Raw genomic sequence first — 22,927 nt, 5'->3', positions numbered from 1 at the left:
ATTTTGCGCATCGGCAAGCAACAAATCCATAATATATACTAACTCTCCAAAGGAGGCGTCACACGTGGCGGTACATCTGGTTGAGCACCCGCTCATCAAGCATAAGATCGGCCTTTTGAGGCAGAAGGAAATTTCCACCAGCCGTTTCCGGGCCCTGTCCTCGGAAATCACCCGGCTGCTGACCTACGAAGCAACCAAGGACCTGGAAACCGAGAAGACCACCGTTCAGGGCTGGGCCAGCGACGTGGAAGTGGACTCGATCAAGGGCAAGAAAGTCACCGTCGTCCCCATCCTGCGCGCAGGCCTGGGCATGATGGACGGTGTCATCGACATGATCCCCGGGGCAAAGGTCTCCGTGGTCGGATTCTACCGCAACGAGGAAACGCTGGAGCCTGTCGAATACTACGTCAAGCTCGCCAGCGCCATGGAAGAACGCATGGCCCTGATCCTGGACCCCATGCTGGCCACCGGCGGCACCCTGGAAGCCACCATCGACCTGCTCAAGAAATCCGGCTGCACCAACATCAGGGGCCTGTTCCTCTGCTGTGCGCCAGAGGGCATCGACAGGATCATGAAGAAACATCCCGACGTGGAGATATACACCGCAGCCATTGATGAAAGACTCAATGACAAAGGATATATTCTTCCCGGCCTCGGGGATGCCGGGGACAAGATATTCGGCACCAAATAGGGCACGCTCAAGGGCGTGCCCCTTTTTTTGTGGGGAGACCTATAAACTTTTTAATGTCCTATCAGGAGGAGGTTGTCTGATGAGTGACGTGCATTCCACGGACTACAGTTTCAAACCAAAAGACGCGTTTCTCGGCGCGCAAATGCTCTTCGTCGCATTCGGCGCGCTGGTTCTCGTGCCGCTGCTGACGGGCCTGGACCCCAACGTGGCCCTGTTCACCGCCGGAGCGGGCACCCTGGTGTTCCAGGTGGTGACCAAGGGACGCGTGCCCGTGTTCCTGGCTTCCTCGTTCGCCTTTATCGCGCCCATCATCTACGGCGTGCAGACCTGGGGCATCCCGGCCACCCTTTCCGGCCTGGCCGCCGCGGGCGCCTTCTACGTGGTGCTCAGCCTGCTGATCAACATTTTCGGGGTCGAGGCCCTGCGCCGCGTGCTGCCGCCCATCGTCACCGGCCCGGTCATCATGGTCATCGGCCTGGTGCTGGCCCCGGTTGCCGTGGCCATGGCCCTGGGCAAGACCGGCGACGGCTCCGCCGTGCTCGTCATCGAATGGAAGGCCCTGATCATTTCCCTTTCCGCCCTGGCCACCACCGTGCTGGTCTCCCTGACGGGACGCGGCTGGTTCAAGCTCATCCCCATCCTCTCCGGCATCGCCGTCGGGTACGTCATGTCCCTGTTCCTGGGCGTGGTCAGCTTCGAAGCCATTGCCGCCGCCCCCTGGTTCGCCATGCCCAACTTCGTGTTCCCGGAATTCAAATGGGAAGCTGTCCTGTTTATCGTCCCCGTGGCCATCGCCCCGGCCATCGAGCACTTCGGCGACGTGCTGGCCATCGGCTGCGTGACCGGCAAGGACTACGTGAAGGATCCCGGCATCCACCGCACCATGCTCGGCGACGGCCTGGCCACCTCCCTGGCCTCCATGCTCGGCGGCCCGCCCAACACCACCTATTCCGAGGTTTCCGGCGCAGTGGCACTGACCAAGGTATTCAACCCGGGCATCATGACCTGGGCCGCCATCGCCGCCATCCTGCTGGCCTTCGTGGGCAAGCTGGGCGCATTCCTGTCCACCATTCCCGTGCCTGTCATGGGCGGCATCATGGTGCTGCTCTTCGGGGCCATCATGGTGGTGGGCATGAACACCCTGGTCAAGGCGGGCAACGATCTCCTGCTGCCGCGCAACCTGGCCATCGTGGCCATCATCGTCATCTTCGGCGTGGGCGGCATGTCCCTGCCCTTCGGCGCCGAGTTCCGCCTGGGCGGTATCGGCCTGGCCGGTATCGTGGGCGTGTTCCTGAACCTCGTACTGCCCTGCAAGGACTGCAACCAGCCCCTGCCCGAGGAAAAGGATCCCTGCACCATCAAGACCGACTAGCCCAAACAACCACCCGGATGCAACGGCCGCCGCTTCCAACGAAGCGGCGGCTTTTTTATCTTCTAAATGACAATGGTTCCTTGTTTCTGGTATCCAGTGAAAACTTCACCAACAAGGAGACCCCCATGAACGATATCCTCAACCCCGATTTCATCCGTGAACTGACGGAAAACATCATCACCTGGCTGAGCATCAACGGCATCAACATCCTGATCGCCCTGCTCGTCTTCGTGGTCGGGCGCTGGATCTCCCGCCGCATCGTGAACCTCATGCGCAGGGGCATGCTGCGCGCGGGCGTGGACGAAACCCTGACCTCATTCCTGTGCAACATCACCTTCTACGCCATGCTCGCGGCCGTGATCATCGCCGCCCTGGGCCAGCTCGGCCTGAACATCACCTCGTTCCTGGCGGTACTCGGCGCCGCAGGCCTGGCCGTGGGCCTGGCGCTCAAGGACTCCCTGTCCAACTTCGCTGCCGGGGTCATGATCATCCTGTTGCGGTTCTTCAAGAAAGGCGACTACGTCACCGTGGCCGGGACCTCAGGCACCGTTCAATCCATCAAGATATTCAACACGTTCCTGACCACCCCGGACAACCAGCTGGTCATCGTTCCCAACGCCTCCATCCTGGGAGGCACCATCGTCAACGTGACCGCCAACGACACCCGGCGCATCGACATGGTCGTGGGCATCGGCTACGGCGACCACATCCCCAAGGCCAAGTCCATTCTCGAAGAGCTCGTTGCCAGCCAGGAAGGCGTGCTCGCGGACCCGGCCCCGACCATCGCGGTCTCCGAGCTGGCAGACAGCAGCGTCAACTTCGTGGTCCGGCCCTGGTGCAAAACCTCGGACTACTGGAAGGTGCGTTTCGCGCTTACCGAAAAGATCAAGATGGCCTTCGACGAACAGGGCGTGAACATCCCCTTCCCGCAAATGGATGTGCATCTGTTCAAGGAAGAAATGTAATATGGAGGGGCGCTGCCCCTGCACCCCGCCAAAGGGATAATCCCTTTGGAAACCTGAATATAAACAAGTCCCGCTCCGAGCAAAGCTCGGAGCGGGACTTGTTTATTGAGCGGGGATGCAAGGGGGCTTGGCTCCCTTGCTCGCCGAAGGCATGAAAAACGCCTATTGGCGACTGACCTTGGGAAAACCCAGGATAATGGCAATGACGGCCACCACGGCAAGGGCATAGCAGTAGTACATGGAGCCCACCACGGCCAGTGGCGAGATCTTGGCGATGGAACCGGCCAAAAGCACCTGCGCGCCGTAGGGAATAATCCCCTGCACGATGCAGGAGAAGATATCCAGAAGCGAGGCGCTGCGGCGCGGGTCCACGCCGTTCCTGTCGGCGATCTCCTTGGCCATGCCGCCCGTGAGGATGATGGCCACGGTGTTGTTGGCGGTGCACAGGTCGGCCAGCACGGCCAGGATGGAAATGGAGAACTCGCCGGAACGGGTGCTCTTCCGGCCCGAGGTCAGCTTGCCGATGAACTGGATGATCCAATTCACGCCGCCGTGCAACCGGATGAGTTCGCCCAGCCCGCCGATAAGCATGGACAGCACCAGAATTTCCTGCATGCCGCTGAACCCGGCGTAAATGTTCTGGGAAAAGGCCAGCAGCGTGAATTCCGGGGACATGAACAGGCCCACGGCTCCGCACAGGGCTATCCCCGCAGTGAGCACGATGAAGACGTTCACGCCCATGACGGCCATGACCAGAATGGCCACGTAGGGCAGAATCCGCAGGAGGTCGTAATCGCCGTGCACCAGCACCTCTCCAGACGAACCGAGAAAGGCGAACATGGCCAGGGTCACCAGCGCGGCGGGGAGCGCCAGCTTAAAATTCATCTTGAACTTGTCGCTCATCTCGCAGCCCTGGGTGCGGGTGGCGGCAATGGTGGTGTCCGAGATCATGGACAGGTTGTCCCCGAACATGGCCCCGCCAACCACGGCTCCCATGAGCAGCGGCAGGCCCAGGTCGGTCTTGTCGGCCACGCCCACGGCAATGGGCGCTATGGCCGCGATGGTGCCCATGGAGGTACCCATGGCCGTGGCGATGAAGGCGCTGATCACGAACAGGCCGGGCAGCACCAGGCCAGCGGGGATGACGGAAAGACCGAAGTTGACTGTGGCCTCCACCCCGCCGATGGACTTGGCCACCGCCGCGAATCCGCCTGCCAGCAGATAGATCATGCACATGGTGATGATGTTGATGTCGCCCACGCCGGAGAGAAATATATTGATCTTTTCGGCCAGGGTTTCCCTGCCCATGATCACCGCCCAGATGATGGCGGGCAGAATGGCCACGGTGGCCGAGAGCTGATAGAAGGCCATGCCTGTTCCCTGGGCGGTCAGGTACAGGCCGGTTCCGATGAAGATGGCAAGAAAAAGGCCCAATGGGGCCAGGGCTACGGGATTGGCACGTTTGTCTTCCACGGGACTCCCCTTGTTTGATGCAATTCCTGAAACGAAGACGAGGTACCTTGTTCAGGCGGGAAGGTCCAGTGAATTCGGGTCAGTTTTCGCCAAGAATCGAAGAAATACGCCCCTGTTGCTGCATTTTTCGCAAAACAGCCTCCAATTTCCTGACCAGGGCGCGATCCTTCTTGTGCAGATAGTGGTAAATACAGACCTGCTCCAGGGACGGTTCATGAACCACAAGCCCATGAAAATTCATGTCGGAAAGTATCTTTTTCAGGTGCCCGCGTGTGGTGACCACAACGTCCGCCCTTCCTTCCTCAAGCAGCGTCAAGGCCTTTGCAACCGACTGCACCTTTATCTCGTGCTCCATGTCCTCGGGCAAATTCTTTTCGATGATGACGGTTCCTGACAGATGGGCAACACACTTGCCGCCAAGGTCCTTCCAGGTGCGGATATCCCAATCCCTGCGCATGGAGACCGCCACGAGCTCTATCTGGTAGATGGGCACATCCACCATGATCAGGTTGGGGAACTTGTCCGAAATGCCGCTGACACGGCCCAGCTCGCCGTCGCACCGGCCTGCATTGGCTTCCTCCACACTGCGGGCATTGGGCAGCCGGCGTATCGCCAGGTTGTAGCCCAGCGCGGCGTATGCCTCCCGCAGCACCTTCACCGGTCCCGGCCCAAAGGGCTCGTCGTCGATGCCGCAGACAAGCACCTGCCCGGCGGCCAGGGACCGCACCGGGACGAGCAAGAGCAAAAAAAACGCGACCAGCAGCACTCGAGGTATTCTCATAGGATTTCCCCTACGCCAAAACTACCGTTTCCCGCAACAGGAGGCCATGATATTCACCATTGGACCTGTGCAGACGTTCCATGTAAGATTCGCGCGGATTTCAACCCGAGAGGAACACACATGAGCCAAACCGTCACCGGCCTGGTGCTGACATATAATGGAGAACGCTGGCTTGAGGACTGCCTCAGGTCCCTGGATTTCTGCGACGAGCTGTTCGTGGTGGATTCCCAAAGCACGGACCGGACCGTGGAGATCGCGGAAAAATGCGGAGCAAAGGTGGCCATCCGCCCCTGGCCCGGCCCGGTCAAGCAGTTCGAATTCGCCCTGAACGAGATCAAGACCGACTGGATAGTGAGCCTGGATCAGGATGAAATCCTCACGGACGAGCTGCGCGAGAACATCATATCCGCCATTTCCTTGGACGAAAAAACGGCCGGGTACTACACGCCCAGGTCCTCTTTCTACTTCAACCGCTTCATGAAACATTCGGGCTGGTACCCGGATCATCTCTTCCGCGTGTTCAGAAACGGCAAGATGAAGGTCACGGCCAGCGGCGCGCATTACCACTTCGAACCGCTCGGCGATACCCGTAAACTTTCCGGCGACATCCTGCACTATCCCTACAATTCCTTCTTCGAGCACATGAACAAGATCAACTACTATGCCGAGGAAGGGGCAAAGGACCTGCGAAACAAGGGGCGTAAAGGCGGCGTTTTGCGCGCCCTGGCGCACGCGAAAATGCGCTTCATCAAGCTGTATTTCCTCAAGCTCGGCTTCCTGGACGGCCTGGCAGGCTTCTGCAACGCCCTGGCGGGCTTCTATTACACCTTCCAGAAATACATCCGGGTCGACGAAAAAGGAGACTGGGGAAGGTAGTTCCCCTTCACGCGGAGTAACCTGAAACAGCAATAAATGCTGCCTTTTTTGTTTCACTTAAAAGGCTGCTCAGAAATGTGCGAGTGCACGGCGCAAAAAGAAGCCAGCCCGCAGCGTATAAACAATACGTGAGGAGCTGGCTTCTTTGCAGCAACAAAGCAATCGTGCGTTTATGGACAGCCGTTATTCCTGCGCGTCTATCCAGTCGTTGGCCTCTTTTACATCCAAAGTGCCGGTATAGATGGCGCGGCCTGAAATGGCCCCTTCCAGCCCCTTTTTTGAGAGCGGATAGAGATTCTTGATGTCCGCAATGGTATGCACCCCGCCCGCGGCGATAATCGGAATGCTGGTCAGGGAGCAGAGGCGCTCAAGGGCTTCGAGGTTCACGCCGGTCTGCATGCCGTCGCGGGCAATGTCCGTATACACGATGAAGGACACGCCGTTTTCTTCCATGCGCGGCAGCACGTCCTCGATCATGAGCCCGGAATCCTCTACCCAGCCCTTGGTCTTGAGCGCGCCGTCCACGGCATCCAGGGACACGCCGATCCGGCCGGGAATGGCCCGGCACAGTTCGGCAAAGAGTTCGGGATCCTCCAGGGCCATGGTGCCGATAATCAGCCGGGTCACGCCCGCCTCGATGTAGGCCTTGGCCGTCTCGATATCGCGAATGCCGCCGCCCAGCTGCACGGGGATGTCGATCTCCGAGCAAATGCGCTTGATCAATTCATAGTTCTTGGGCTTGCCGGAAAAGGCGCCGTCCAGGTCCACCACGTGCAGATAGCGGCAGCCTTTTGCGGCCCATTCCAGGGCGGGACCGACCGGGTCGTCGGAAAAAACCGTGACCTCGTCCTCCTTGCCCTGGGCAAGCCGGACGCACTGGCCCCCCTTGATGTCAACAGCGGGGAAAAGAATCATAATCCGAGTTCCGTGAGTTTCTGGTCAATGCCTTCAGAGGCCAGTTCATGAGCGGTGACCCACTTGCCGCCCCGCTTGAAGAAGGACTTGGCCTTGAAGATGTTTTCCGTGAGCGATTCCTGGGTTTCCGAGAAATGCGCCCGGATCATGGTTTCATCCTTGACGTTGATGAGGAAGAAATCGAGCACCACGGCGGCCGGGGCTTCCACGCCCATGTCGCCGCCCTGACGTTCGTCCCATTCAATGACCTGGGGTACCAGCAGGTATTCCACGGCCATGCACTTGCCCACGCCCAGCCAGTACTTAAACGCGGACATGCGGGGCACGCCCACTTCCTCGAAGACCACGATATCCTGGCACTGGCGGGTGATGGCCGCAGGCTTGTACCCCACCACGCCGTGGGCGTTCAGGGTATCCTGCAGGGTGCCGTCCAGACGGAGAAGGATTTCCTGGCTCAGAGGTTTGGCCCCTTCCTTGGGCACATAACCGGCCAGAAGCTGCCAGGAATTGGTCGGATTGGTGAACCCGGCGATGGCCAGGGTCCCTTCGGGACGCGGCGCAGTGGCCTGGGGCCTGGGCGTGCCGCAACCGGCCAGCAGGAACAAGCACAGGGCCAGGGCGGCCAGGGAAGCGAAATGGAAAAATCGTTTCATCAGTCGAGACTCCCTTTGGTGCTGGAAACACCCTTGCGGCCGATGCGAACGGCGGCGCTCAGGGCCATGCCCAGGGCCTTGAACGCGGCTTCCAGCAGATGGTGGCCATTGAGGCCGTATTCAAAGTTTACGTGCAGGTTCATGGCAGCTTTGTATGCGAAAGATTTCAAAAATTCACGCCAGATATCCTTTTCGTCGCCCGCGATGACCGCAGGCAGCAGGCCGTCATCATAAACCAGATACGGCCTTCCGGAAAGGTCCACGACCACTTCGGCCAGGGCTTCGTCCATGGGAACCTTGGCGTTCCCCACGCGGACGATCCCCTTGCGGTCGCCCAGAGCCTCGGAAAAGGCCTGCCCCAGGCACAGGGCCACGTCCTCCAGGGTGTGGTGGCTATCGATATGCAGGTCGCCCTTGCATTTGAGCGAAAGGTCGAACCCGCCCCAGAAGCACATGAGGTCGAGCATGTGATCGGCAAAGCCGACACCCGTGCTGATGTCGTTCCTGCCTTCCCCGTCCAGGGTCAGCTTCAGTTCGATGTCCGTTTCATTGGTCTTGCGGACCACGGATGCTTGCCGAGTACTCACCGCATTCTCCTTTTTCGGGGACAATATAGGAAAACTCTAGAAAAGAAAACCGGGTACGAACACTGGAAATCGCATTCACACCCGGTCTGATCTTACGCTTCCTGCCCGGCTTCGCCTTCCGTATCCGGCTCGGGTTCCTTTTTCTTCTTGCCGAAGGCAAAGGCCACCCAGACGCCGAGTTCATACAGGATGATCAACGGCCCGGCCATGAGGCACTGGGTAAACGGATCGGGCGGCGTCAGGATCGCCGCGGTCACGAAGGACAGCAGAATTGCGTACTTGCGCTTCTGGCGTAGCCCCTTGGAAGTGACCAGCCCCAGACGGGCCAGGAAAAAGATGAACAAAGGCAGCTCGAAGACGATGCCGAAGGCAAAGAGCAGCTTGAGGCAGAAGCTCAGGTACTCGTTGAGCTTGGGCGTGAACGCGATATCCGAGGAGGCGAAGCTGGCAAAGAAATCGAACCCGAACGGGAAGACGACGAAATAGCCGAACAGGGCCCCGGCGGTAAAGAAAAACGCGGAGATCACGGCCATGGGCACGATCCACTTGCGCTCGTGCTCGTACAGGCCCGGGGCGATGAATCCCCAGAGCTGGGCGAACAGATACGGGCTCATGAGGAAGATGCCCGCCACGATGGAAATCTTGATGTGCGCGAAAAAGGCCTCGGCCGGATACGTGTACTGGAAGTGGCCGCTCATGGCCAGGGGGCCCAGGGATTCCTTGAGGGTATCCACGAAGATGCCCAGCTGGTCGTAATACTTGAAGTCCGTGTTCTGCAGGGCCTGGGCCAGGGACTGCTGCAGGTTGACGAAGAAATCGTCGGGTAGGACCATCTGGCTGGCGGCGTGCTTCTTGAGCACTTCCTTCATGGGCTTCATGAGGATGTCGAACATCTGCTCGGCAAAGCCGTAGCTGGCCACCATGCCCACGGCCACGGCGATAAAGCAGCGCACCAGCCGGGTGCGCAGCTCGCCCAGGTGGTCGAGAAGGCTCATGTTGGCCGCGCCTTCCTCCTCCCCTTCCCCGTCCGTATCGCCGTCGGCGTCGGACGCGGCAGCGCCCTCTTCCGTGGCGGAGGATTCGGAGGGCAGGGATTCGTCGGGCAGGGATTGATCCAGACTCGGATCATCCACATCGGAATCGGGACCGGGGTTTCCCCCGGTCCCGTTATCTGCTTGCTCGGACGAAGCCTCGGATAGTTCCTCCCGCTCCCGCTCTTCAGGATCGGGTCTCAGATCCTTGTCGGAGCTCATGCGGACTCCTTGCTTTCGTCCTTGGCAGGCTCGGGTTCGGCGGCGGCGCCTGCATCGGCCGTCTGCGCTTTTTCAGCCTCGGCGGCTTCCCTGGCCCTCTTTTCGGCCAGTGCCTGCTCCGCCTCGACAGCTTCCCGGGCCTTTTTCTCGGCCAGGGCCTGCTCGGCTTCCTGTTTGCGCGTCTCGGATTCGGCCTGCTGGATCTCGTGGTCCAGCGTGCTCTTGACATCGTTGCTCATGCGCTTGAACTCGGCCAGTCCCTTGCCCATGCTGCGCATCATCTGGGGCAGCTTGGAGGGGCCGATAACGATCAGGGCCACAACGACGATGATAAGCAGTTCGGGTCCGCCTATTCCAAACATGATTCTTCCTTGTCAGTCAGATTAGAGCCTATTCCCACTCGATGGTGCTCGGCGGCTTGGAAGAGATATCCAGAACCACGCGGTTGACACCCTTGACCTCGTTGATGATGCGGTTGGACATACGGGCCAGCACTTCGGAAGGCATGCGGGTCCAGTCCGCAGTCATGGCGTCGATGCTGTCCACGATGCGAAGGGCGATGACGTTCTCGTAGGTGCGGTCGTCACCCATGACGCCAACGGTCTTCAGCGGAAGCAGCACGGCGAACCCTTGCCATACCTTACGATACCAGTCCGAGGCAATAAGTTCGTTCTGAACGATGCGGTCGGCAAGGCGCAGGATTTCCAGACGCTCCTCGGTGATCTCGCCGATAACGCGGATGGAAAGGCCCGGCCCCGGGAACGGATGCCGCCAGATGATGTGCTCGGGAAGGCCCAGCTCGTAGGCGGCGCGGCGCACTTCGTCCTTGAACAGTTCGCGCAGCGGCTCCACCAGCTTGAGGTTCATCTTCTCGGGCAGGCCGCCCACGTTGTGATGGCTCTTGATCACGGCGGAGGGGCCCTTGAAGGATTCGGACTCGATGACGTCCGGGTACAGGGTACCCTGGCCCAGGAACTTCACGCCATCGATGGCCTTGGCCTCGCGGTCGAAGACCTCGATGAAGGTGTAGCCGATGATCTTACGCTTCTGCTCGGGGTCCTTGACGCCCTTGAGCTTGCCCAGGAATTCGTCGGCCGCGTCCACAACCTTGACGTTGAGGTCGAAGTGTTCAGCCAGGAAACCGATGACTTCCTCGCGCTCGCCCATGCGCAGCAGGCCGTTGTCCACGAAGATGCAGTGGAGGTTCCTGCCGATGGCCTTGTGCAGCAGCACTGCGGCCACGGTGGAGTCGATGCCGCCGGAGAGGCCCAGCACCACCTTGTCGTCGCCCACCTGCGCCTTGAGGCCCTCGATGCAGGTCTCCACAAAGGAGGACATGGACCAGGAAGGCTTGAGGTCGGCAACCTTGAACAGGAAATTGTTGATGATCTGCGCGCCCTGGTCGGTATGGGCCACTTCCGGATGGAACTGGAGGGCGTAGATCTTCTTTTCCCGGTTGCCCATTGCGCCGAATTCAATGGATTCGGTCTTGCCCATGCGCTCGAATCCCGGGGGAATGGCTTCCACCCGGTCGCCGTGGGACATCCAGACCGTGAGATTTTCCTTGTTCTCGATGCCGTCGAAGAGTGGGCAGTCGTTCATGGCCGTAAACTCGGCGCGGCCGTATTCGCGGTCCTGCGAGGAGACCACCTTGCCGCCCATGGTGTGGGCCAGCAGCTGCATGCCGTAGCAGATGCCCAGGGTGGGCAGGCCCCAGCTCATGTAGTCGGGGTGCAGATCCGGACAGCCGCCCTCCAGCACGCTGGAAGGACCGCCGGAGAGGATCAGGGCCTGCGGATTCAGGGCCTTCACCTTTTCGGGGTCCACGTTGCAGGGATGGATTTCGGAGTACACCCCGGCCTCGCGGATACGCCGCGCAATAAGCTGGGTGAACTGGGAACCGAAGTCCAGGATAATGACTTTGTCTTGGTTGAGCATGTATATATCTCCGTTTTTACGAGCGGTAATATACTCGGTGGATTAAGCCCCTTCAACCCGATAGTTGGGGGACTCCTTGGTAATGGTCACGTCGTGCACGTGGGATTCGCGCAGGCCGGCGGGCGAGATCTGCACCATCTGGGACTTCTCGCGAAGCTCCTCGAGGGAACCGCAGCCGGTGTAGCCCATGCCGGAGCGCAGGCCGCCGATGAGCTGGTAGATGGATTCACCCACCGGGCCGCGGTACGGCACCCGGCCGACGATGCCCTCGGGCACCAGCTTCTTGGATTTTTCCTGGAAGTAGCGGTCCGAGCTGCCCTGCTTCATGGCGTCGATGGAGCCCATGCCGCGGTAGGTCTTGTAGGTGCGGCCCTGGTACAGGATGGTTTCGCCCGGGCTTTCCTCGGTCCCGGCCAGGAGCGAGCCCATCATGCAGGAGTTGGCGCCCACGGACAAGGCCTTGACCACGTCGCCGGAATACTTGATGCCGCCGTCCGCGATGATGCACTTGTCGGCCTCGCGAGCCGCGCGCACGGCCTCCATGATGGCCGTGATCTGGGGCACGCCCACGCCGGCCACCACGCGGGTGGTGCAGATGGAGCCGGGGCCGATGCCCACCTTGACCGTGTCCACGCCCGCCTCGATGAGGGCCTTGGCCCCTTCGTAGGTGGCGATGTTGCCGCCGATGATCTGGCATTCCGGGAAGGCGGCGCGCAGGTCGCGCACGGCGTCCAGAATGTTCCTGGAATGGCCGTGTGCGGAATCGAGCACCAGGAAGTCTGCCCCGGCGCGCAGCAAGGCTTCGGCGCGGGCTTCGCAGTCCTTGCCCACGCCCACGGCCGCGCCGCAGATGAGACGGCCGAAGCCGTCCTTGACCGCATTGGGATACTTCTTGACCTTGTTGATGTCCTTGATGGTGATGAGACCCTTGAGCTTGTTGTCGTCATCCACCACCAGAAGCTTTTCGATGCGGTTCTGGTGCAGCTTCTGCTTGGCTTCCTCGTTGGAAATTCCTTCGGGGACCGTGACCAGGTCGCGGCTGGTCATGAGTTCGGAAACCTTGGTCTCGCGGTCGGTGACAAAACGGATGTCGCGGTTGGTGATGATGCCGACAAGGTGTTCCCCGCGCACGACGGGCAGGCCGGAAATGCGGTATTCCTCCATGATGTCCAGCACCTTGCTCAGGGTGTCGTCCGGATGCACGGTGATGGGATCGTGGATCATGCCGGACTCGGACTTCTTGACCCGGTCCACCTCGCGGACCTGCTCGCGAACGGACAGGTTCTTGTGAACGACGCCGGCGCCGCCGTGGCGGGCCATGGCGATGGCCATGCGGGCTTCGGTCACCGTGTCCATGGCTGCGGAGATGAGCGGGATATTGAGCTTGAGACCGGGGGTCAGGTAGGTGGATGTATCGACTGTGTCGGGCAACACTTCCGAATACGCGGGCAAAAGGAGGACATCGTCAAACGTCAGGGCCTTTTCGAGAATCTTTTCCATGAGTTCCTCCCGATTTAGGGGCTTATATAAGATTAAGGCCGGACTTTCGTCCGGCCATTCTTCGCTCGTTAAAGCCCGAGGTATGCGCGCTTTACATCCTCGTTCGCGAGAAGCGTCTCGCATGAGTCGGTAAGCACTATTTTTCCGTTTTCCATCACGTAACCTCGGTGGCCGATCTTTAACGCAAGGTTGGCGTTTTGTTCAACAAGAAAAATGGTGGTTCCCGATTCTTTGTTAATTTTTTCAACAATATCGAATATTTGCTTAACAACAAGCGGAGCCAGGCCCATGGATGGCTCGTCCAGCAGCAGCAGCCTGGGCCGGGCCATGAGGGCCCTGGCAATGGCCAGCATCTGCTGCTCTCCGCCCGAGAGGTTGCCGCCGGGCTGGTTGCGCCGCTCCGCCAGGATGGGGAACAGCTCGTAGCAGTAGTCCATGTCGTGGGCGATGCCGTCCTTGTCGTTGCGCAGGAACGCACCCATGTCCAGATTCTCGCGGACCGTGAGCTCCGGGAAGATGAGCCGTCCTTCCGGCACCTGGCAGATGCCCGAGGCGACGATCTTGTTGGTGCTCTGCCCGAGGATGGAATACTCCTCGAAGAGGACATCGCCCCTGAGGGGCTTGAGCAGCCCGCAGATGGTCATCAGCGTGGTGGACTTGCCCGCGCCGTTGGCGCCGATCAAGGTGATGATCTCGCCGTGGTCGATATGCAGGCTCACGTCGTACAGGGCCTGGATATTGCCGTAATAGGTGTCGACGTTTTTCAGTTCGAGCATTCTAGACATCTTCGTCCTCCCCGAGATACGCCTTGATAACCGCCGGATTCTCGCTGACCTCCTTGGGAGTGCCGTGGGCGATGAGGCGGCCGTATTCAAGGACGAACACGCGGTCCGAGGTGCTCATGACCATCTTCATGTCGTGCTCGATAAGCAGGATGGAGATCTTGAAGCGGTCGCGGATGTCCATGACCAGCTCCTTGAGATCCATGGTTTCCTGCGGGTTCATGCCCGCGGCGGGCTCGTCCAGCAGCAGCAGGAACGGGTCCGTGGCCAGGGCGCGGGCGATCTCCAGCCGGCGCTGCTTGCCGTAGGGCAGGTTGCAGGCCAGCTCGTTGCTGTACTGGTCCAGATGCATAAGCTCCAGCAGGTGGAAGCTCTTCTCGATGGTATCCGCCTCTTCCTTGCGCGTGGCCCGGTTGCGGGTCACGGCACCCCACAGGCCGGCCTGGGTGCGGCAGTGCGTGCCGATCATGACGTTCTCCAGAACGGTCATGGACGGAAACAGGCGAATGTTCTGGAAGGTGCGGGCCATGCCCAGCTCGGTGACCAGGTTGGGCTTCATGCCGTTGATGCGCCTGGTCTCCCCTCCTCCCGGCGAAACCAGCACGTCCCCGGTGGTGGGGTTGTAGATGCCGGTGATGCAGTTGAAGAAGGTGGTCTTGCCCGCGCCGTTGGGGCCGATCAGGGCCGCGATCTCGCCCTGGCGCACTTCCAGCTGGATATCGTCCAGGGCGCGGATGCCCCCGAAATCCATGCTGATGTCGTTGACTTGCAGTACGGGATTACTCATTGGTCGCGCCCTCCCGCTTCACATATGTATAGATCTTGCGCTTGGCGCGAATCAGGCCCTGCGGCCTGAAGACCATGACCAGAACCATGGTTGCCCCGAAGACGAGCATCCTGAATTCCGAGAACGCCCGCAGGTATTCGGGCATGAGGATCAGGATGAGCGCACCGGCGATGACCCCGCGGATGGAGCCCATGCCGCCGATGACCACCACGGACAGGACAATGGCCGATTCCCAGAAGGTGAAGCTGGCCGGGTTGATGAAGGTCGTCTTGGCCGCGAAGACCACGCCCGCCAGACCGGCCCAGCAGGAGCCCAGGGCAAATGCCAGGAGCTTGGCCTTGGTGCGGTCGATGCCCATGGCCTGGCTGGCGATCTCGTCCTCGCGCAGGGCCAGCAGCGCCCTGCCCAACCGGGAATTCTGCAGCCGGTTGATGACGAAGATGGTGAAGATCAGCAGGGCCAGCATGATGTAGTAGGCGTAGGTGATGGAGTCCATGACCCCGAACTTGACGCCGAAGAAGCCCGGGCGGTCGATGCCCGAGATGCCGCTGGGTCCCATGGTCACGTCGCCCCAGTTTTCCAGAACCAGGCGAACGATCTCGCCGAAGCCCAGGGTGACGATGGCCAGGTAGTCGCCGCGCAGCCGCAGGACCGGAAGGCCCAGCAGCACGGCGAAGACCACGCCGAACACCGCACCGATGGGCAGCGCGGTCCAGAAACCAATGCCGTAGTGCATGTTCAACAGGGCGTAGGAATACGCGCCCACCGCGTAGAAGGCCACGTAGCCCAGGTGCAGCAGCCCCGCGATACCCACAACCATGTTCAGGCCGAGGCCGAGCACGATGTAGATGAGGCAGGAGATCATAATGTTGGTCTGGTACATGCCCACCAGATGCGGGAAGACCACCGCGCCCGCGGCGAACAGGGCCAGCAGGCCGTATTTGGAATAGGCATTGGCGCTGACCTGGTTCAGCAGCCTTTCCGAGATGTTTTCCCTGGTGGATTCATCCTTCTTGATCTCCTTGCGCGTCAGCGCCCAGCGCCAGACAAAGGAAAGCAGGAAGGTTGCTATGCCGATGTAAGCCATGTTCATCCATCGCCAATCAATGGTCTTGTTGATGGTATCAACCCTGATGACCATAATGGGGAACGTCAGGAAGATGAACCACAGGCTTGCAAGGACGGACTTCTTCAGTGACTCGGCGAAGCTGTCGCACCCGGCGGTCAGGAAGAACGCCAAGGGGCCTTGTGCCGCGCCCGGATCTGCTTTTGTCACGTTGCTCACGTTGTGTTCCTTGAAATCTATGCTATGCGGCCAAAGCGAACCAGCCGCAATTATTTACACTTTTTGAATCTTCTCCTTGCCCATGATGCCCGACGGCCTGAAGATCAGAATCAGGACCAGCAGGGCAAAGGCAAACACATCCTCGTAGTCCGAAGACACGTAGCCCGTGGCATAGGCCTCCGTGAGGCCGAGCACCAGGCCGCCCAGCATTGCGCCGGGGATGGACCCGATGCCGCCGAGAACTGCGGCGGTGAACGCCTTGAGACCGGCGATGAAGCCGATGTAGTAGTTGATCTGCCCGATGTGCGAGGCGATGAGCACCCCGCCCACGGCAGCCAGGCTGGAGCCGATGACGAAGGTGGCCGAGATGACGGTATCCACGTTGATGCCGACAAGCAGGGCCATCTTGCGGTTCTGGGCCGTGGCGCGCATGGCCTTGCCCATTTTCGTGTACTTGATGAACAGGGTCAGCCCGATGCAGACAAGCGCCGTCGTCACGATGATGATGAAGTCGGAGCTGCCGACAATGCCGTTGAAGTGCTTCACGAAACCAAGCTCGGGAAGCAGGCTCGGGAACGGCAAGAAGTCGGAGGTCTGGGCCAGCATGACGTAGTTCTGCAGGAAGATCGACATGCCGATGGCGGAGATCAGCGGAGAAAGACGCGCTGCGCCGCGCAGAGGCTTGTAGGCGATCTTTTCAATGGTGTAGCCGTAGGCGGCCGAATAGATGACGGCGGCCACGATGGCGAAGACAAGAATGGCGCTGCCCGGGAACCCGAGAGCGCCAAGCACGCCGGCCACGATGAGGCCGGTGAATGCACCGATCATGTAGATCTCGCCGTGCGCGAAGTTGATCAGCTCGATGATGCCGTAGACCATGGTGTAGCCGAGGGCGATCAGGGCGTAGATACTTCCGCGGGTAAGACCCCCGAATAGTAGTTCAAGGAAATATTCCATCAGTATTCCTATATGCCTTCTAGACGCGATCAGGGGGCGGGCCTGTGCCCGCCCCCTATGGGAATGCGTGTTCCGTTTATCCTACTTGAGTTCCACGTACTGGCCGTTCTTGACCTGGTACACGGAGAAGCCAACGCCTTCGGCGTCACCACGTTCGTCGAACTTGATCTTGCCGAGCGGGGTTTCCACGTACTGGGTACGCAGGGCTTCCACGATCTTGTCGTAGTCGGTGCCGCCGGCCTTTTCCACTGCGTTCAGCAGGGCCTGGGCGGCTGCGTAGGCCTGGAAGAAGAAGGCGCCCGGATCAGAGCCGAATTCCTTCTTGTGGGCTTCCTCGGCCACGGAGTAAAGCGGATTCGCGGAGATGTCGCGGGGACCGGTGGCGTAGACGCCTTCGGCATATTCGCCGGCGACCTTGATGAAGGTGTCGTCCTTCACGCCGTCGTCGGAAAGGAACGGAATGTCAATGCCCTTCTTGCGCATGGTGGTGATGATCTTGGAAGCTTCGGGATGGTAGCCGCCGTAGATGACGCCTTCAGCACCGGAGTTCTTGATCTTCTGAACCACTGCGGAGTAGTCCACTGCGCCGGGGGTGACGCCTTCGAACAGGACCACTTCCATGCCGGAGTCCTCTTCGAGGAACTGCTTGCAGAAGGTGGCGAAGCCCTTGCCGTAGTCACCCTTGTCGTGGATCACGGCCAGCTTCTTCAAACCCATCTTCTTGGCGAATTCCACTTCCAGCATGGCCTGCGCATCGTCGGATGCGATGGTGCGGAAGAAGTTGGGATAGTCGCCGCTCTGGGTCAGGGGCGGGTTGGTGGCGGAGGGGGACATGCAAACGACCTTGCCGTCCCGGTAAATTTCAAGCGCGGCTTTGGTTGCGCCCGAGCAGATGTGGCCGAGGACGATCTTCACGTCGTCGGACAGCAGCTTGGTGGCTGCGTTGGTGGCCATTTCAGGCTTGCACTGGTCGTCCTGGGAGACCACTTCCACCTGCATGCCGAGCACGCCGCCCTTGGCGTTGATGTCGGCAGCGACAAGCTTGGCAGCGTTGACGGACGGAAGACCATAGGAAGCCAGGTCGCCGCTGTGGGCGCCGGCAACGCCGAGAATCAGCTTCTTGGCGGGAGCTTCAGCTTCCTTTTTCTCTTCGCCGCCGCAACCAGCGAGCAGCAACCCCATGAGTGCGAACGCAACCAGCGCAAAACTCAGTTTCCCTCTCATTCTTTCCTCTCCTCATCTTAGAGTTACCAATGGTTCAAGCCGGGTGCGACGCATTCGCCCCCCGCTAAACGGGCACTTCAATACCTAGTGTAAAAGAACATGTGGCGGAAGCTTAGCATTTTAGAGATTTTACCAAGCATGTCAACAATCGCAGCTCTGACGGGGGCTTACGATTTCAACCACTTACAACTTTCCAAGTTCTTTGAGTTCCCCCCTTGCCTGCTTCTTCATTTCCTCGTCCCCGTGGGGCAGATCCACCACGGCCCTGAAATGCGTGGCGGCGCTTTCAGGATCGTTGAGAAAATGCTTGAAGACAACACCGAGGTTGTAATGGGCCAGGGCGTTGCCGCTCTCCAGCTCCAGAATTCGTTCATAGGTTTCCACGGCGTGCTCATACTGCTGCTTGCGGAAATAGCAGATGCCCATACTCTGGAGGATCACGACGTTATCCGGCTCCAGGACCCGAGCCTTGTCCAGGAAGACCAGGGCGCGGTCCCAGGCTTGCATCATGAGAAAGGCGTTGCTCAGGCTCATGAGGTTGTCCACGTTTTCCGGTTCTGCCTCGGCCTTGGCCATCATGTCCCGGATGGCCCCCATGCCCATGCCCTGCATGCCCTGGGGAGCCGTCTGCTTGGGACGGAACTGCTTGACCAGCTCAGGATGGTTCACCCTGTAGGCCACGGACGTGGCGAACATGGCCGCCAGACAGAGAAAGACACCCGCGAGCAGGAGCTTGCGCCCCGCAAGATTGACGCTAGTTGCCATTGTCGTCCCCCAGCAGTTCCAGTTGCCTGATACGCCGGTCCAGGGCCTTGGAACGGCCCGCGAGAAAAACGACGTATCCGGCCAGTCCGAGCCAGATGACACAGTTGGCGATGAACAGATATGTGGTCGCTGACATGGATGTTCTCCGTGTTGCGGTTAAATGCGTTTGGTTATTGCTCGTCCCAGACCAGCAGGGCGTCGAGCCGTGCGCGCTGGGAAACCTGCCTCACCCTGGCCAGGAGCATGCCGCCCCAGAGCAGGCCGAAGGCACCCAGCCCCATGAAAAACGTATGCCACATAGGCGCGATCATGCCGCTGCCCTGCCGGGCCACGCCGTCCGGGTGCGCGCTGCCCCAGAGCTTTGCCGCGAAAAAGACCAGGGGCACGTCCAGGAAGGCCACCACGCCGAGCACGGCGCAGATGAGGGCCTTGCGTCCGCCGCCCACGGGCGAGGCCCGCAGCACCAGGTAGCCCGCATAGACGTACCACATGATGAGCGTGGTGGTCAGCTTGGGATCCCAGAGCCACCAGTAGCCCCACTCGGCCCTTGCCCAGGTGGATCCGGTGCCCAGGGCCAGGGTGGCCAGAAGCACGCCCAGCTCGGCCGAGGCTCCGGCAATACGGTCGTACTTGCCGTCGCGGGTGATCAGATACAGCCCGCTGGCCCCGAAGACGATGAAAAAGCTGACCAGCGCCCACCACGAGCACGGCAGATGCATGTAGAATATCTTCTGAACCGGGCCGGACTGGGCCACGGGCGCATAAAACCAGATCATCCACTGGTGGAAGATGAGCGCCGGTGCGGCCAGTGCGGCCAGCAGTTTCGCCTTGTCCATTACTTCGCTCCTACTCTTCGCCGCTGTATACGAACGGAAACAGGATCAGCCCCGCCCCGGCAAAAACGCCGTCAAAGGCGCCCATGACGCCCAGCCACTTGCCCGCCTCGGCCACGTCCTCCCCGGAGAAGGCCATGCCGAACAGGGTGATGCCGCCCAGCAGCACGGGCAGCAGCAAGGGAAAAATGATTACCGAAAGCAGGGATTCGCGGGCTCCCTGCCCCTGGGAAAGCGCCCCCAGCAGCGCACCCAGCACAACCAGCCCCACATCGCCCAGCAGCACGGCGCAGACCATGAGCCAGAACGGCCCGTTCACGGCCTGCCCCAGAAAGGCGATGGTGGCGGGAAAAAAGACGATCTGGGTCACCAGCAGCAGGCAGAGCCCGGCCACGCCCTTGCCGACCCACACGGAATGCACGGGCACGGGCGAGGAAAGCAGGCCCAGCCGCGCCCCGTTGGCTTCCTCCAGGCTGAAGAGGTCGTTGAAGACCAACACCAGCCCGAAGGCCGAGGACAGCCAGAAGATGGCCCCGGCGGCCTGGGCCGAAATGACCCCGCCCAGGGGCTTGGAAAGGCTGAACAGAAAGATGAGCAGCAGGCCCAGCAGCACGGCCTGCACCAGCCCCTGCCCCCCGGAAACCGAGAGTTTCAGGTCCTTGGCGGTGATCAGTGCGGCGCGTCTCAACATGCCAGGCTCCCCGCGTCGAACCCGGAGGCCGGGCCGTAATAGTCCACGCGGCGGCCGCCCAGGGAAAGCACCCTGTCCGCCATGCCCACATCCTCCAGCAAGTGATGGCTGATCCAGACCACGGCAATGCCCTGGCTGCGAAATTCGTTGATCTCCCGGCGCAGGGTGGCCAGGGACTTCACGTCCAGGCCCGTTCCCGGCTCGTCCAGGAAAATGAGCCGGGGCCGCACCAGGTAGATGCGGGCCAGGTTCAGGCGCTGGGCCATGCCCCGGGAAAAACCGCCCGCCTTTTCCTCTGCGGCGCGAAGCAGGCCCACGCGCTCCAGCATGGCGTCCAGCTCTTCCCGCACGGGTTTCAGGCCGTACATGCCCGCCCAGAAGGCCAGGTTGGCCCGGGCGCTCATGCCGGGATACACAAAGGTGGAGTGCCCGAGATAGGCGACCCGCTCGGGTTCCAGATGCAGGCCGACCTCGCCCGCGTCGGGGCGCGACAGCCCGGCCATGATCTTCATGAGCGTGGACTTGCCCGCGCCGTTGGGTCCGGCAACGAGCAGCACCTCGCCCGCCTCCACCTCGCAGCTGACGTCCTTGAACACCAGCTTGGAACCGAAGAACTTGGCCACCTTGCGAACGGCCAGAAGCGTCTCGGGACTAGCGGTCATTGGGCTCCAACACCTCGCGATGCCGCCGCAGCAGCAGGAAGCCGAACACGCACATGAACGTGCCGCCGATCCAGATCCAGTTCACCAGCGGGTTGACGCTGATCTTGAAGCTGACCTTGCCGCCCTCGTCAATGCCCAGCACGGTTGCATAGATCTCGTCCCCCAGGCTCGGGATGACCGAGACCTCGGCAAACTGCTGGCGCGGAAAATTGCGGTAGATGCGCTTTTCCGGATGCAGCACGCCCAGGATCTCGCCGTCGCGGCTGACCTCCAGGGTCCCGGTGAGCCGGGCCCGGAATTCCGGGGTGGCGTCCTGCCGGGCCTCGGTAAACTTCAGGACATATTCCTCCAGCTGCACGGTCTCGCCCTCGGCCAGGAGCACTTCCCGCTCGGTCTTATAGGGACCGGAAAAGGCAATGCCCAGGGCCAGGAAGGCCACGCCCAGATGGATGCCGTACTGCCCCCAGGACAGGAGACTGGTGCGCATGCCCGGATAAAAGAAAAACAGCATGGCGATGGTGCAGCAGGCGGCAATGGCCGAGGAAGCGCCCAGCAGGGCCACGGGCTGGGTGACGCCCATGAGAGCGAAAGAGCCGCCGCTTCCCAGGAACACGGCCAGGGCAATGACCATTCCCCGGGTATTGCGGATGCCTCCGCGCCAGCCCAGCCAGGGACAAAAGGCGAAAACGAGCACCAGCAGACTCAGGAACGGCAGACAGACGCGGTTGTAGAAGTCCGGCCCGAGCCCGACGGACTCGGTGCTCCACAGCTTGCTGACCACGGGCCACATGGTGCCCAGGGTGACCACGAAGCCCAGGGCCAGGAAGAACCAGGCCGAGGCCACCAGCATGCCCTGGCGGCTCATGAAGTCGCTCAGGGAGCGCTTCACGTGCTGCTCGCCCATGAAGGTTCCCACCAGGGCAAGGCCCAGCCAGGCGGCCATGCCCAGCACCAAGGGAAGGGATACCGGGGATTCGCCGAAGGTGTGCAGGGACTCGATGACCCCGCTGCGCGTCAGGTAGGTACTGAAGATGCACAGCAGGAAGGTCAGGCACATGAGAAAGACATTGGAGCGCTGCAGTGCGCCACGGCGCTGCTCGATGACGGCCGTGTGCATGAAGGCCGTGCCCGCGAACCAGGGAATCAGGGAGGCGTTTTCCACCGGGTCCCAGGCCCAGTAACCGCCCCAGCCCAGTTCCATGTAGGACCACCAGCCGCCGAGCACGATGCCCGCGGTGAGAAAGACCCAGGCCAGGATGTTCCAGTTGCGGGTCAGCTTCACCCAGGACTTTTCCTCGCCCGCGATGCTGGCCGCCACGGCGCAGGCCGCGGGGATGGTGTATCCGGCAAAGCCCATGAACAGCAGGGGCGGATGGAAGATCATGCCCGGGTTGCGAAGCAGCGGATTCAGGCCCCGGCCGTCCGCTGGCGCGGGAGAAAGGGTTATGAACGGGTTGCTCCAGCCCGTGAGCAGAAGCAGGAAATAGGCCTGGACGGTCATGAACACGGCCCAAAAATAAAGCTTGGTGCGTCCTCCCAGGGCCTTGTAGCTGGGGGAATAGAGATAGACCACCCCGCCCAACGCGATAACCAGTTCCCAGAACAGCAGGGAGCCTTCGCGGCCGCCCCAGAAGGCGGTGAGCGTGTAGACGAAGCTCAGGGTGTTGTCCACCTGCTCGTAGACGTACAGGAAGGAATAGTTGCGCGCGGCAAGGGCCATAAGCAGGATCAGGGAGGAAAAGACCACGCCCAGGGCCGTGGCGATGTTGCCGTACTCCACCAGCGGCTTGAGGTCCTCGCGGTCCTTCCAGGCCGCCCAGGCGGCGGCTCCCGCGGTGAAAATGCTGACGAGTAGCGCAAAAAGAAGCCCTATGTAGGCGGTCAACTGCATGCAAGCTCCTGTAAGAGAAAAACCGTCGGCGACGGATGGGTTACCT

24 protein-coding genes are annotated in these 22,927 nt (G+C 60.9%); 4 read left to right on the top strand and 20 right to left on the bottom strand.

The features are described 5' to 3' along the window. The first annotated feature begins 64 nt into the window (after window positions 1–64). From upp to FGL65_RS08885, 3 genes are all read left to right on the top strand, one after another. Window positions 65–691, top strand: a complete 627-nt coding sequence (gene upp, locus FGL65_RS08895) for a uracil phosphoribosyltransferase (protein WP_147820863.1) — start codon at window positions 65–67, stop codon at window positions 689–691. A 79-nt stretch (window positions 692–770) separates the two neighbouring features. Continuing rightward, on the top strand, window positions 771–2,063 hold the full coding sequence (locus FGL65_RS08890) for a uracil-xanthine permease family protein (RefSeq protein ID WP_147820862.1): 1,293 nt from the start codon (window positions 771–773) through the stop codon (window positions 2,061–2,063). A gap of 125 nt (window positions 2,064–2,188) precedes the next feature. Continuing rightward, window positions 2,189–3,028: a mechanosensitive ion channel family protein gene (locus FGL65_RS08885; RefSeq protein WP_147820861.1), complete on the top strand. Its 840-nt coding sequence runs from the start codon at window positions 2,189–2,191 to the stop codon at window positions 3,026–3,028. 162 nt (window positions 3,029–3,190) lie between these two features. On the opposite strand, the gene FGL65_RS08880 is transcribed toward FGL65_RS08885, so the two are convergent. Further along, the gene (locus tag FGL65_RS08880; RefSeq protein ID WP_147820860.1) at window positions 3,191–4,501 is read right to left on the bottom strand and encodes a Na+/H+ antiporter NhaC family protein; all 1,311 of its coding nucleotides are present in this window, start codon (window positions 4,499–4,501) and stop codon (window positions 3,191–3,193) included. 79 nt (window positions 4,502–4,580) lie between these two features. After that, window positions 4,581–5,282 carry a substrate-binding periplasmic protein gene (locus FGL65_RS08875; protein WP_147820859.1) on the bottom strand — a complete coding sequence of 234 codons (702 nt, stop codon included), beginning with the start codon at window positions 5,280–5,282 and terminating at the stop codon, window positions 4,581–4,583. 120 nt (window positions 5,283–5,402) lie between these two features. On the opposite strand from FGL65_RS08875, the gene FGL65_RS08870 reads away from it, so the two are divergent. Beyond that, window positions 5,403–6,158, top strand: a complete 756-nt coding sequence (locus FGL65_RS08870) for a glycosyltransferase family 2 protein (RefSeq protein ID WP_147820858.1) — start codon at window positions 5,403–5,405, stop codon at window positions 6,156–6,158. Between the two features lie 183 nt (window positions 6,159–6,341). Here the strand turns inward: FGL65_RS08870 and hisA are convergent, their stop codons facing one another. The 18 genes from hisA to FGL65_RS08780 form a co-directional block, all read right to left on the bottom strand. Then, window positions 6,342–7,073: a 1-(5-phosphoribosyl)-5-[(5-phosphoribosylamino)methylideneamino]imidazole-4-carboxamide isomerase gene (hisA, locus tag FGL65_RS08865; protein WP_147820857.1), complete on the bottom strand. Its 732-nt coding sequence runs from the start codon at window positions 7,071–7,073 to the stop codon at window positions 6,342–6,344. Next, a complete protein-coding gene (locus tag FGL65_RS08860; protein ID WP_147820856.1) occupies window positions 7,070–7,726 on the bottom strand; it encodes a hypothetical protein in 657 nt (218 codons plus the stop codon). The genes hisA and FGL65_RS08860 overlap by 4 nt, the downstream gene beginning before the upstream one ends. Then, entirely contained in the window at window positions 7,726–8,313 is a 588-nt protein-coding gene (hisB, locus tag FGL65_RS08855) for an imidazoleglycerol-phosphate dehydratase HisB (protein WP_147820855.1), read from the bottom strand. The genes FGL65_RS08860 and hisB overlap by 1 nt, the downstream gene beginning before the upstream one ends. A 92-nt stretch (window positions 8,314–8,405) precedes the next feature. Beyond that, window positions 8,406–9,566 carry a twin-arginine translocase subunit TatC gene (gene tatC / locus FGL65_RS08850; RefSeq protein WP_147820854.1) on the bottom strand — a complete coding sequence of 387 codons (1,161 nt, stop codon included), beginning with the start codon at window positions 9,564–9,566 and terminating at the stop codon, window positions 8,406–8,408. After that, window positions 9,563–9,928 carry a Sec-independent protein translocase protein TatB gene (gene tatB / locus FGL65_RS08845; protein ID WP_147820853.1) on the bottom strand — a complete coding sequence of 122 codons (366 nt, stop codon included), beginning with the start codon at window positions 9,926–9,928 and terminating at the stop codon, window positions 9,563–9,565. The genes tatC and tatB overlap by 4 nt, the downstream gene beginning before the upstream one ends. Window positions 9,929–9,956: 28 nt before the next feature. Beyond that, a complete protein-coding gene (gene guaA / locus FGL65_RS08840; protein ID WP_147820852.1) occupies window positions 9,957–11,504 on the bottom strand; it encodes a glutamine-hydrolyzing GMP synthase in 1,548 nt (515 codons plus the stop codon). Window positions 11,505–11,546: 42 nt separating this feature from the next. Further along, the gene (gene guaB / locus FGL65_RS08835) at window positions 11,547–13,004 is read right to left on the bottom strand and encodes an IMP dehydrogenase (protein WP_147820851.1); all 1,458 of its coding nucleotides are present in this window, start codon (window positions 13,002–13,004) and stop codon (window positions 11,547–11,549) included. Window positions 13,005–13,072: 68 nt separating this feature from the next. Next, the gene (locus FGL65_RS08830; protein WP_147822708.1) at window positions 13,073–13,780 is read right to left on the bottom strand and encodes an ABC transporter ATP-binding protein; all 708 of its coding nucleotides are present in this window, start codon (window positions 13,778–13,780) and stop codon (window positions 13,073–13,075) included. A gap of 1 nt (window position 13,781) precedes the next feature. Then, a complete protein-coding gene (locus tag FGL65_RS08825) occupies window positions 13,782–14,573 on the bottom strand; it encodes an ABC transporter ATP-binding protein (RefSeq protein WP_147820850.1) in 792 nt (263 codons plus the stop codon). Beyond that, entirely contained in the window at window positions 14,566–15,801 is a 1,236-nt protein-coding gene (locus FGL65_RS08820) for an ABC transporter permease subunit (RefSeq protein ID WP_431830894.1), read from the bottom strand. The genes FGL65_RS08825 and FGL65_RS08820 overlap by 8 nt, the downstream gene beginning before the upstream one ends. A gap of 111 nt (window positions 15,802–15,912) precedes the next feature. After that, the gene (locus tag FGL65_RS08815) at window positions 15,913–16,815 is read right to left on the bottom strand and encodes a branched-chain amino acid ABC transporter permease (RefSeq protein ID WP_147820849.1); all 903 of its coding nucleotides are present in this window, start codon (window positions 16,813–16,815) and stop codon (window positions 15,913–15,915) included. 81 nt (window positions 16,816–16,896) lie between these two features. After that, the gene (locus FGL65_RS08810; protein ID WP_187170330.1) at window positions 16,897–18,039 is read right to left on the bottom strand and encodes a branched-chain amino acid ABC transporter substrate-binding protein; all 1,143 of its coding nucleotides are present in this window, start codon (window positions 18,037–18,039) and stop codon (window positions 16,897–16,899) included. A 183-nt stretch (window positions 18,040–18,222) separates the two neighbouring features. Beyond that, window positions 18,223–18,804, bottom strand: coding sequence for a tetratricopeptide repeat protein (locus FGL65_RS08805; protein ID WP_147820848.1), 582 nt, complete (start codon window positions 18,802–18,804; stop codon window positions 18,223–18,225). Continuing rightward, window positions 18,794–18,940 (bottom strand): CcmD family protein, encoded by a 147-nt coding sequence (locus FGL65_RS08800; RefSeq protein WP_147820847.1) that lies wholly within the window; start codon window positions 18,938–18,940, stop codon window positions 18,794–18,796. Before FGL65_RS08800 ends, FGL65_RS08805 begins: the two co-directional genes overlap by 11 nt. Window positions 18,941–18,974: 34 nt before the next feature. Further along, window positions 18,975–19,640 (bottom strand): cytochrome c biogenesis protein, encoded by a 666-nt coding sequence (locus FGL65_RS08795; protein ID WP_147820846.1) that lies wholly within the window; start codon window positions 19,638–19,640, stop codon window positions 18,975–18,977. A gap of 10 nt (window positions 19,641–19,650) precedes the next feature. Continuing rightward, a complete protein-coding gene (locus FGL65_RS08790; protein ID WP_147820845.1) occupies window positions 19,651–20,328 on the bottom strand; it encodes a heme exporter protein CcmB in 678 nt (225 codons plus the stop codon). Then, window positions 20,322–20,990: an ABC transporter ATP-binding protein gene (locus FGL65_RS08785; RefSeq protein ID WP_147820844.1), complete on the bottom strand. Its 669-nt coding sequence runs from the start codon at window positions 20,988–20,990 to the stop codon at window positions 20,322–20,324. The genes FGL65_RS08790 and FGL65_RS08785 overlap by 7 nt, the downstream gene beginning before the upstream one ends. Beyond that, window positions 20,980–22,881 (bottom strand): heme lyase CcmF/NrfE family subunit, encoded by a 1,902-nt coding sequence (locus FGL65_RS08780; protein WP_147820843.1) that lies wholly within the window; start codon window positions 22,879–22,881, stop codon window positions 20,980–20,982. The genes FGL65_RS08785 and FGL65_RS08780 overlap by 11 nt, the downstream gene beginning before the upstream one ends. Between the last annotated feature and the right edge of the window lie 46 nt (window positions 22,882–22,927).

It is taken from the genome of Salidesulfovibrio onnuriiensis (genome assembly GCF_008001235.1).
Taxonomy (GTDB): Bacteria; Desulfobacterota; Desulfovibrionia; order Desulfovibrionales; family Desulfovibrionaceae; genus Pseudodesulfovibrio; species Pseudodesulfovibrio onnuriiensis.
The sequence above is the reverse complement of the archived record's forward strand: the minus strand, read 5'-3'. Positions and strand labels throughout refer to the sequence as shown.

Excerpts from the sequence above, each read along its gene's own strand:
- FGL65_RS08890 (WP_147820862.1), top strand. The coding sequence starts at position 771 with ATGAGTGACGTGCATTCCACGGACTACAGTTTCAAACCAAAAGACGCG.
- FGL65_RS08885 (WP_147820861.1), top strand. The coding sequence starts at position 2,189 with ATGAACGATATCCTCAACCCCGATTTCATCCGTGAACTGACGGAAAAC.
- FGL65_RS08875 (WP_147820859.1), bottom strand. The coding sequence starts at position 5,282 with ATGAGAATACCTCGAGTGCTGCTGGTCGCGTTTTTTTTGCTCTTGCTC.
- FGL65_RS08870 (WP_147820858.1), top strand. The coding sequence starts at position 5,403 with ATGAGCCAAACCGTCACCGGCCTGGTGCTGACATATAATGGAGAACGC.
- hisA (WP_147820857.1), bottom strand. The coding sequence starts at position 7,073 with ATGATTCTTTTCCCCGCTGTTGACATCAAGGGGGGCCAGTGCGTCCGG.
- FGL65_RS08860 (WP_147820856.1), bottom strand. The coding sequence starts at position 7,726 with ATGAAACGATTTTTCCATTTCGCTTCCCTGGCCGCCCTGGCCCTGTGC.
- tatC (WP_147820854.1), bottom strand. The coding sequence starts at position 9,566 with ATGAGCTCCGACAAGGATCTGAGACCCGATCCTGAAGAGCGGGAGCGG.
- tatB (WP_147820853.1), bottom strand. The coding sequence starts at position 9,928 with ATGTTTGGAATAGGCGGACCCGAACTGCTTATCATCGTCGTTGTGGCC.
- guaA (WP_147820852.1), bottom strand. The coding sequence starts at position 11,504 with ATGCTCAACCAAGACAAAGTCATTATCCTGGACTTCGGTTCCCAGTTC.
- guaB (WP_147820851.1), bottom strand. The coding sequence starts at position 13,004 with ATGGAAAAGATTCTCGAAAAGGCCCTGACGTTTGACGATGTCCTCCTT.
- FGL65_RS08830 (WP_147822708.1), bottom strand. The coding sequence starts at position 13,780 with ATGCTCGAACTGAAAAACGTCGACACCTATTACGGCAATATCCAGGCC.
- FGL65_RS08825 (WP_147820850.1), bottom strand. The coding sequence starts at position 14,573 with ATGAGTAATCCCGTACTGCAAGTCAACGACATCAGCATGGATTTCGGG.
- FGL65_RS08815 (WP_147820849.1), bottom strand. The coding sequence starts at position 16,815 with ATGGAATATTTCCTTGAACTACTATTCGGGGGTCTTACCCGCGGAAGT.
- FGL65_RS08810 (WP_187170330.1), bottom strand. The coding sequence starts at position 18,039 with ATGAGAGGGAAACTGAGTTTTGCGCTGGTTGCGTTCGCACTCATGGGG.
- FGL65_RS08805 (WP_147820848.1), bottom strand. The coding sequence starts at position 18,804 with ATGGCAACTAGCGTCAATCTTGCGGGGCGCAAGCTCCTGCTCGCGGGT.
- FGL65_RS08800 (WP_147820847.1), bottom strand. The coding sequence starts at position 18,940 with ATGTCAGCGACCACATATCTGTTCATCGCCAACTGTGTCATCTGGCTC.
- FGL65_RS08795 (WP_147820846.1), bottom strand. The coding sequence starts at position 19,640 with ATGGACAAGGCGAAACTGCTGGCCGCACTGGCCGCACCGGCGCTCATC.
- FGL65_RS08790 (WP_147820845.1), bottom strand. The coding sequence starts at position 20,328 with ATGTTGAGACGCGCCGCACTGATCACCGCCAAGGACCTGAAACTCTCG.
- FGL65_RS08785 (WP_147820844.1), bottom strand. The coding sequence starts at position 20,990 with ATGACCGCTAGTCCCGAGACGCTTCTGGCCGTTCGCAAGGTGGCCAAG.
- FGL65_RS08780 (WP_147820843.1), bottom strand. The coding sequence starts at position 22,881 with ATGCAGTTGACCGCCTACATAGGGCTTCTTTTTGCGCTACTCGTCAGC.